The sequence below is a fragment of the Streptomyces sp. NPDC002788 genome, from assembly GCF_053592115.1.
The window spans coordinates 71,623-79,942 of record NZ_JBSFVB010000028.1 but is presented as its reverse complement, the minus strand read 5'-3'; the positions used below and the strand labels follow the sequence as shown (position 1 = coordinate 79,942).

The window sequence follows — 8,320 nt, the reverse complement described above, 5'->3', positions numbered from 1 at the left end:
GGTCTGGCAACGCGGCGAGGCGCGGTGCCAGACCACGCGACCTGATCGGACGCTCATAGTGCAAGGACCCCTTAAGGTGCCCAGGTGGCCGAGAAGCGTGAATACCGCATGGAAGAGCTGGCCCGCCTGGCCGGGATCACGGTGCGCACCCTGCGCTTCTACCGCGAACGCAAGCTGATCCCGCCACCCCGCCGCGAGGGCCGTATCGCCTGGTACGACGACGACCACCTGGCCCGGCTCCGTACGATCACGGCCCTGCTGGACCGCGGCCACACCCTCAGCGGCATCGCGGAACTGGCGGAGGCATTCGACCACGGCCGGGACGTCGGCGACCTGCTCGGCGTCGGCGCCCCGACCGAGGAGGAACCGGTCCATCTCACACCCGAGGAACTCGCCGACCACTTCGCGGGCGAGGCCACGCCCGAGAACCTCGCCGCCGCGATGGAGCTCGGCTACCTCGGCACCGACGGCGGCGAGATCGTCCACATCAGCCGCCGCCTCCTGGACGTCTCCTCGGCCCTGGTCCGCGAGGGCATCCCGCTCGCCGAGGTCCTCGGCGCGGCCAGGCAGGTCCGCACCCACGCCGACGCCCTGGCCGCCCTCTTCACCGACCTGGTTCTGCGCCACGCCTCCACCCAGGACCTGCCCCGCCTGCGCCCACTGGCCCGCAGCGTGGTGGAGGCGGAACTGTCGCTGGCGCTGGACCGCAGGATGCGCGGGGGCGGGTCCTGACGGCCGAGAAGCCCTAGCGGTCGTAGACCACCGTCACGGGCGCGTGGTCGGACCACCGCTCCGCATGCGTCGCGGCCCGCTCCACGAACCCCTTGACCGCCCGCTCGGCGAGCCCCGGGGTGGCCACGTGGTAGTCGATCCGCCAACCGGTGTCGTTGTCGAAGGCCCGCCCACGGTACGACCACCAGGAGTACGGCCCCTCGGTGTCCGGATGCAGGGCCCGCACGACGTCGACGTACCCGCCGTCGGCCGGGTCGAAGACCCTGGACAGCCATTCCCGCTCCTCGGGCAGGAAGCCGGAGTTCTTGGTGTTGCCGCGCCAGTTCTTGAGGTCGGCCTTGTGGTGGGCGATGTTCCAGTCACCGCAGACGAGCACCTCGCGCCCCTCGGCGGCGGCCCGCTCCCGGAGCCCCGTCAGGTGGGCGAGGAACTCGCCCATGAAGCGCTCCTTCTCGTCCTGCCGCTCGGTGCCCACCTCACCCGAGGGCAGATACAGCGAGGCGACGGTGACCCCCGGCAGGTCCGCCTCCACATACCGTCCACTGCCGTCGAACTCGGCGGACCCGAAGCCGATCCGCACCCGGTCGGGCTCGCGCCGGCTGTACAGGGACACCCCCGCCCGGCCCTTGGCGGCGGCCGGCGCGTGCACCACGTGCCACCCCTCGGGCGCCCGGACGTGCTCGGGCAGCTGCTCCGGCTCGGCCCGCACCTCCTGCAGGCACACCACGTCGGCTCCGGTCCCGGCGAACCACTCCACGAAGCCCTTCTTCGCGGCGGCCCGCAACCCGTTCACATTCACAGAGGTCACAGTCAGCACCCCGGCACGATACCGGCACTCTGGACGGGGTCCAGTTCCGGATCGCATACGGTAGCCGCCATGGACATACGCCGGGTCGCCTTCGACCACCCCGACGCCATGAAGCTGAACGACCAGGTCCAGGCCGAGTACGCCATCCGCTACGGCGACGACGGCGACGCCACGCCCATGGCCGCCGCGGACTTCGACCCGCCGAGCGGCATCTACCTGGTCGCGTACGACGCGGACGGCACCCCCGTCGCCTCGGGCGGCTGGCGCACCCAGGACGAGAACGGCGAGGGCAACCTCGACGGTGACGCCGAACTCAAGCGCATGTACGTGATCGAGCAGATGCGCGGCCGTGGCCTCGCCCGCCGCATCCTGTCCGCCCTGGAGGAGGACGCCCGCCGGGCCGGCCGGCTCCGCATGGTTCTGGAGACCGGCACCAAGCAGCCGGAGGCCATAGCCCTGTACACGTCCAGCGGTTACGAGCCGTGCGCCAAGTTCGGTTACTACCGCCACCACGAGGCGAGCCGCTGCTTCGCCAAGAGCCTCTGACCGACGGCTGACGAGGGCTCAGCGGCGGCTTCGCCGGGGGCCCTTGCCGCGCGGCGCGCGCTGTCCGCGGCCGCGCCACCACTCGATCACCGAGCCGGTCTCGCCCCGCCGGTGCGGCGGGACCAGCACCTTCGGCCAGTTGAACCACGCGATCGTGAGGTGCAGCACCAGCAAGGGCAGCGAGCCCAGGATGAAGATCACACCGACATTCACCATGGCGATCCCCGCGCCGTCCGAGGCGGCGGCGACGGCGATGCCGATCGGCATGCAGACGAACGAGGCGGCGAACGGGACGATGCCGCGTTCATGCCCCTCTACGACCGACGGGTTCCAGGAGTATCCGATGTGCAGGTCGGGCGCCCGGCCGGAGCCGGTCCAGTGCAGCCATGCCGCCCGGACGAAGAACAGGTTCAGCGCGCCCGCGAAGACGGCGGCGAGGATGCCCGGAACCAGATGTGCCACAGCGCCTCCGCGGCAAGCGCACCGACCAGATACCCCAGTGTCCGCGGCGAGATCGTCAAGGAGATCCACGGCCGGGCCAAGCTTGGGTAAGCATGTGGCGCTGAACACACGTCAGAGCCCGGTCGGTTCCCCGACCGGGCTCTGAGCTGCGTGGACCTGAGGGGATTTGAACCCCTGGCCCCCTCGATGCGAACGAGGTGCGCTACCGGACTGCGCCACAGGCCCTTGCAACGAGTGAAACTTTAGCACCCCGATCGGCCTGCTTGGAAATCCGTTCCCGAGGGGCGGTCACCTGCGGGTTCGTGGGGCTACTCGTTGGCGGCCCGAGGGCGCTCCCCGTCCTCGTACTGGTCGAACAGCGGGGTACGACCGCGCTCCCGTGCCCGCCGTGCGGAGGCTGCCCGGCGGGCGTCGGTGCGTCCGTCGTCGTCCGCGCCGTCCTGCGGGTGGGGGTCCGTCTCGGCCGGAGCCGCGGCGTCGCTCTCGTGCTCCGCGTCCGGGGCGACCGCGCTGGATCGGGCCGAGCTCCAGGTGCCGGGGGCGCCGAGGTCGACGTCGCTGGTGGCCCGGGGGGCGACCGGGGCCGTCACGTACGTCGGCAGGGGCACCGGCACCGGCTCCCAGCTGTCACCGCCCTGCCCGGGACGCCGCTGCCGCTCGCGCTGCTGGTCGACCCACTCCGCGTGGTCGGTCTGCTCGACGAGGGCGCGCCGGTCCGCGGCGAGGGCGGACAGTCCGGGGTCGGTCGCCGGCTCGGGTCCCTCCTCCGGTTCGTCGGTCTCCTCGTCGGTCAGGACGCGCCGGCGGGGCTGGCGCTGCCGCTCCCGCAGCCGCTGGGCCGCGGCCTCGGCGCGGCGGCGGTCCATCTGGTACGTGAACCGGCGGCGCTCCTGGGAGCGCAGGTACGCGATGTAGATGCTGAGCATGACCGCGGGGACGCCGGGAGCCCACAGGAACGCCAGCCCCCCGACCGCTGCGACGATCGCGCCGAGCGTGAAGGCGAGGAACAGCATGGTGGTGGTGCGCCGACGGCGCGCGAGCACTTTCGAGCGCCGGGCTCGCGCCGCGGCCGCCTGGGCCTGCGGCGATGTGCCACGCCGGGCGGCGGGCACGGGCCCGCGGTTCCGCGCGCGTTCGGAGCCCGCCGCGTTCGGTGCCGGTGCCGGGCGGGCCTGCTGCTCGGGGGCGGGCGACGGTACGGGCACCTGGGTCTGCGGACGCGTCTTGGACACGGCGAAGGCCCGGACGTCCACCGTATCGGTGACGGCGTCCGGGTCGTCGGCGTCCTGCTCCCCCTCGTCGGCGGAGCGCGCCTGCAGGTCCTTGGCGTACCGGCGCTCCATCCCCGCCCGTCCGGACAGCAGCCGGATGGCGGTGCTGAAGCGTTCCGTCGGACGGGCCTCGTTCAGCTCGTCCTGCCTACGGAGCCACATCGGCACCAAGTAGGCGGCCCAGGCCCCGACAATGACTGCGTAGATGAGGCCGCTGCTGCTCACGCCTCACACCGTAGAGGGATCGGGGTGAGGCCATCCGCCAATTGAGCCGGTGTGTCGCACGATCTGGCTGATATTTCGAACTTTTTTTGCGACTGATGCGATCACTAGGCCACTCAGGCCTGGAATTCATTGACCCGGGACGGTCACCACGCGATCAATTTCGAACAAGTATTCAATTTCCGGGGTGGTGCCGGATTCCCGGATTACTCTCCGATCGTGCCCGCTGCCACCGCCTGAGCAAACCGTCCGGCACCTCTTCCGCCGTGAGCGCGAAGACGAGATGGTCGCGCCAGGCCCCGTCGATGTGCAGGTAACGCGGTCTGAGTCCCTCCTCGCGGAATCCGAGTTTCTCCACGACCCGGCGGCTGGGCCCGTTCTCCGGGCGAATGCAGACCTCGATGCGGTGCAGACCGACGGTGCGGAAACAGTGGTCCGCGACGAGCGCCACCGACGTCGGCATCACGCCGCGGCCGGCCACCGCCTCGTCCACCCAGTACCCGATGTGTCCCGAGCACATCGAGCCCCAGGTGATCCCGGCGACCGTCAACTGCCCGACCAGCCGCCCCTGGAACTCGATGACGAAGGGCAGCATCCGGCCCGCGTTCGCCTCCGACCTCAGGTGGCGGACCATCTGCCGGAAGGTCGGGCGATGCGCCAACGGCCCGCCGGGCGTGGGCGGCGGGATGGTCGCCTCCCAGGGGCGCAGCCAGTCGCGGTTGCGCCGGTTGACCTCACGCCACGCCCGCTGGTCGCGCAGCTTTATCGGCCTGAGGACGATGTCGCCGTCCACCAGCTCGACGGGCCAGGATGGGCTGTTCAGCTCGCACCCCCACTGCCGGATCTGGGGTGGTCGCCGCCGCGGAGCTGCTCGACGGCGTGGACGAGCAGCGGCTCCAGCACGGCCAGGCCGTCCTTCACACCGCCGCTGGATCCGGGCAGATTGACGATCAGCGTGCTCCCGGCCACTCCGGCCAGGCCCCGGGAGAGCGCCGCGGTCGGCACCTTCTCCCGGCCGAACGCCCTGATGGCCTCGGCAATGCCCGGCACCTCGTGGTCGATCACCCGTCGGGTGGCCTCGGGCGTGCGGTCGGTGGGCGAGATTCCCGTGCCGCCCGTGGTCACGATGACGTCGTACCCTGCCTCGACACCGGCGCGCAGGGCCGCCTCGACGGGGTCGCCGTCGGGGACGACCTGGGGGCCCTCGACCTCGAAGCCGAAGCGTCCCAGGCCGTCCGAGATCAGCGGGCCACCCTTGTCCTCGTAGATCCCGGCGGCGGCCCGGTTCGAGGCGGTGACGACGAGAGCGCGATACGTCATGACCGGCTCCAGTCGCCCGACTTGCCGCCCGTCTTCTCCTCCACCCGCACGTCCGTGATGACCGCTCCCTTGTCGACCGCCTTGACCATGTCGATCACGGTGAGCGCGGCGACGGAGACCGCGGTGAGGGCCTCCATCTCGACGCCCGTGCGATCCGTCGTCTTGACGGTGGCCAGGATCTCCACGGCGTCGTCCGCGACCGACAGGTCCAGTTTCACACCGGACACCGACAACGGGTGGCAGAGCGGGATGAGGTCGGGGGTGCGTTTGGCGCCCATGATCCCGGCGATCCGCGCGGTCGCGAGGGCGTCGCCCTTGGGGACACCCTCGCCGCGCAGCAGTTCGATCACGCGGGGCGAGACGAGGACGCGTCCGCTGGCCCGGGCGGTGCGTGCGGTCACGTCTTTCTCCGACACGTCGACCATGCGGGCCGCGCCCGCCTCGTCGATGTGCGTCAGCCGGTCCTGTGCGGGGCCGTTCCGCGTGGGTGGGTCCTGCGTGCTCATGCTGTGTGGCGCTCCCGGTCCGGGCCCGTCGCGGTGCGGCGCACGGGCCTGCTGTGCGCGACACGGTACCCCCAACCAGCGGCTCTCAGCCGAGCAGGACCACCTCGACCTCGGTGCCGGGCTCGACGGACTCGGTGTCCTCGGGGACGACGATCAGTGCGTCCGCGTGGGCGAGGGCGGCGACCAGGTGGGATCCGGCACCGCCGACGGGCGTGACGTTGCCGTCGGTGTACGTGCCGCGCAGGAACTGGCGGCGCCCCTTCGGCGAGGTCAGTGCCTTGTCCGCGGTCAGGGTCGCCCGGGTCGTCGGGCGGTGGACGTCCTGGAGGCCCATGAGGGCGCGGATCGCGGGGCGGACGAACAGCTCGAAGGAGACGTACGACGACACCGGGTTGCCGGGCAGGGCCAGCAGCGGGGTGTGGTCGGGGCCGATGGAGCCGAAGCCCTGGGGCTTGCCGGGCTGCATGGCGAGCTTGCGGAACTCGATGCCGCTGCCGGCCTCGTCCTCGTCGGCGACGTGGGAGAGGGCCTCCTTGACGACGTCGTACGCGCCGACGCTCACGCCACCCGTGGTGACCATCAGGTCGGCGCGGACCAGCTGGTCCTCGATGGTGGAGCGCAGGGTCTCCGCGTCGTCGGCGACGGCGCCCACGCGGTAGGCGATGGCACCGGCGTCGCGGGCGGCGGCGGTGAGGGCGAAGCTGTTGGAGTCGTAGATCTGACCGGTGCCCAGTTCCGTGTCCGGCTGGACGAGTTCGCTGCCGGTGGAGAGCACCACCACGCGCGGGCGCGGGTGTACGCGTACGGTGCCGCGGCCGATCGCGGCGAGCAGGGCGATCTGCGGCGGGCCGAGGATCGTTCCGGCCTCCAGGGCTCGGTCGCCGGCCTTCACGTCGCTGCCCTTCGCGCGCACATGCGCGCGTGCCTCGGCCGGGCGGTACACGTACACGTGGCCGGTGGCGCCCTCGGGGCCGAGGCTGCGGGCGCGCATGCCGTGCACCGGGCCCTCGCCGAGCCCGCCGTCGGTCCACTCGACGGGCACGACCGTCTCGGCGCCGGGCGGCAGCGGGGCGCCGGTCATGATGCGGGCGGCCTGGCCGGGGCCGACGTGGAGCAGCTCGGCCTGGCCGGCGGCGACGTCCCCGACGACCTCCAGGGCCGCCGGGAACTCCTCGCTCGCGCCCGCCACGTCCGCGACCCGCACCGCGTAGCCGTCCATCGAGCTGTTGTCGAAGGGCGGCAGGGACACCGGCACCGTGATGTCCTCGACGAGGACGCAGCCCTGGGCGTCGAGCAGGTGAAGCTCGATGGGTTCCAGGGGGCGGACGGTGGCGAGGATGTCCTCCAGGTGCTCGTCCACCGACCACAGGTGGTCGGGGCCGAAGTGGTCCTGGCCGGTGACGCGGGGCGCGGCGCTGCTCAACGTGTTACATCTCCTCGGCTACGTAACTGCGAAGCCAGGTCCGGAATTCCGGGCCCAGGTCTTCACGTTCGCACGCGAGTCGGACAATGGCACGCAGGTAGTCGCCGCGGTCGCCGGTGTCATAGCGGCGGCCCTTGAAGACCACGCCGTGCACCGGGCCGCCGATCTTCTCGTCCTCGGCGAGCCGCTGGAGGGCGTCCGTGAGCTGGATCTCGCCGCCGCGGCCGGGCTCGGTCCGGCGCAGTATGTCGAAGATGTGCGGGTCGAGGACGTAGCGGCCGATGATGGCGTAGTTCGACGGGGCGTCGGCCGGGTCGGGCTTCTCGACGAGGCCGCTGACCTTGACGACGTCGCTGTCCTCGGTCGTCTCCACGGCCGCGCAGCCGTAGAGGTGGATCTGCTCCGGGGCGACCTCCATGAGCGCGATGACGCTGCCGCCGCGCTGCTCCTGGACCTCGACCATGCGCTGCAGCAGGGGGTCGCGGGGGTCGATGAGGTCGTCGCCGAGGAGGACCGCGAAGGGCTCGTGGCCCACGTGCGGAGCGGCGCACAGGACGGCGTGGCCGAGGCCCTTGGGGTCGCCCTGACGGACGTAGTGCATCGTCGCGAGGTCGCTGGACTCCTGCACCTTGGCGAGACGGCCCGCGTCGCCCTTCTTCTGCAGGGCCGACTCGAGTTCGTAGTTGCGGTCGAAGTGGTCCTCGAGGGGGCGCTTGTTGCGGCCCGTCACCATGAGGACGTCGTCGAGACCCGCGGCGACGGCCTCCTCGACCACGTACTGGATCGCGGGCTTGTCGACGACCGGCAGCATCTCCTTGGGAGTGGCTTTGGTGGCCGGCAGGAACCGGGTGCCGAGGCCTGCTGCGGGAATGACAGCCTTGCTGATCCGAGGGTGCGACTGAGTCATGCCCGCCACCCTATCCGGTGCCTTTGCATGGAATCTGCGGCTCCGGTTCATAGGCGCTCATATGAGCGTATTGCCACAGTACGGGAGCAACCATTGAGTCCTAACGAGCGTCCGGGCGAGCCT

General features: G+C 71.5%; 10 protein-coding genes and 1 tRNA gene. 2 read left to right on the top strand and 9 right to left on the bottom strand.

The window, feature by feature from the left end; all coding sequences use genetic code 11:
• Positions 1-84 precede the first annotated feature (84 nt).
• On the top strand, positions 85-732 hold the full coding sequence (locus tag ACWD1U_RS35240) for a MerR family transcriptional regulator (protein ID WP_451113436.1): 648 nt from the start codon (positions 85-87) through the stop codon (positions 730-732).
• Positions 733-745: 13 nt separating this feature from the next.
• Here ACWD1U_RS35240 and ACWD1U_RS35235 read toward each other — a convergent pair whose 3' ends face one another.
• The gene (locus ACWD1U_RS35235; RefSeq protein ID WP_451113435.1) at positions 746-1,549 is read right to left on the bottom strand and encodes an exodeoxyribonuclease III; all 804 of its coding nucleotides are present in this window, start codon (positions 1,547-1,549) and stop codon (positions 746-748) included.
• Positions 1,550-1,609: 60 nt separating this feature from the next.
• On the opposite strand from ACWD1U_RS35235, the gene ACWD1U_RS35230 reads away from it, so the two are divergent.
• Positions 1,610-2,086: a GNAT family N-acetyltransferase gene (locus tag ACWD1U_RS35230; protein ID WP_451113434.1), complete on the top strand. Its 477-nt coding sequence runs from the start codon at positions 1,610-1,612 to the stop codon at positions 2,084-2,086.
• Between the two features lie 18 nt (positions 2,087-2,104).
• Here ACWD1U_RS35230 and ACWD1U_RS35225 read toward each other — a convergent pair whose 3' ends face one another.
• The 8 genes from ACWD1U_RS35225 to galU all read right to left on the bottom strand — a co-directional run bounded on the left by ACWD1U_RS35225 (position 2,105) and on the right by galU (position 8,197).
• Positions 2,105-2,548, bottom strand: coding sequence for a hypothetical protein (locus tag ACWD1U_RS35225; protein ID WP_451113433.1), 444 nt, complete (start codon positions 2,546-2,548; stop codon positions 2,105-2,107).
• A gap of 151 nt (positions 2,549-2,699) precedes the next feature.
• Positions 2,700-2,773: transfer RNA gene (locus tag ACWD1U_RS35220), tRNA-Ala, on the bottom strand.
• Positions 2,774-2,856: 83 nt separating this feature from the next.
• Complete coding sequence (gene sepX, locus ACWD1U_RS35215; RefSeq protein ID WP_451113432.1) at positions 2,857-4,044, bottom strand: divisome protein SepX/GlpR; 1,188 nt, start codon at positions 4,042-4,044, stop codon at positions 2,857-2,859.
• Between the two features lie 172 nt (positions 4,045-4,216).
• Positions 4,217-4,837, bottom strand: coding sequence for a GNAT family N-acetyltransferase (locus ACWD1U_RS35210; protein WP_451113439.1), 621 nt, complete (start codon positions 4,835-4,837; stop codon positions 4,217-4,219).
• Between the two features lie 23 nt (positions 4,838-4,860).
• Positions 4,861-5,361, bottom strand: coding sequence for a MogA/MoaB family molybdenum cofactor biosynthesis protein (locus ACWD1U_RS35205; protein ID WP_451113431.1), 501 nt, complete (start codon positions 5,359-5,361; stop codon positions 4,861-4,863).
• Positions 5,358-5,867 carry a cyclic pyranopterin monophosphate synthase MoaC gene (gene moaC / locus ACWD1U_RS35200; RefSeq protein WP_451113430.1) on the bottom strand — a complete coding sequence of 170 codons (510 nt, stop codon included), beginning with the start codon at positions 5,865-5,867 and terminating at the stop codon, positions 5,358-5,360. The genes ACWD1U_RS35205 and moaC overlap by 4 nt, the downstream gene beginning before the upstream one ends.
• An 85-nt stretch (positions 5,868-5,952) precedes the next feature.
• The gene (glp, locus tag ACWD1U_RS35195) at positions 5,953-7,290 is read right to left on the bottom strand and encodes a molybdotransferase-like divisome protein Glp (protein WP_451113429.1); all 1,338 of its coding nucleotides are present in this window, start codon (positions 7,288-7,290) and stop codon (positions 5,953-5,955) included.
• Positions 7,291-7,294: 4 nt separating this feature from the next.
• The gene (gene galU, locus ACWD1U_RS35190; RefSeq protein ID WP_451113428.1) at positions 7,295-8,197 is read right to left on the bottom strand and encodes a UTP--glucose-1-phosphate uridylyltransferase GalU; all 903 of its coding nucleotides are present in this window, start codon (positions 8,195-8,197) and stop codon (positions 7,295-7,297) included.
• Positions 8,198-8,320: the final 123 nt, after the last annotated feature.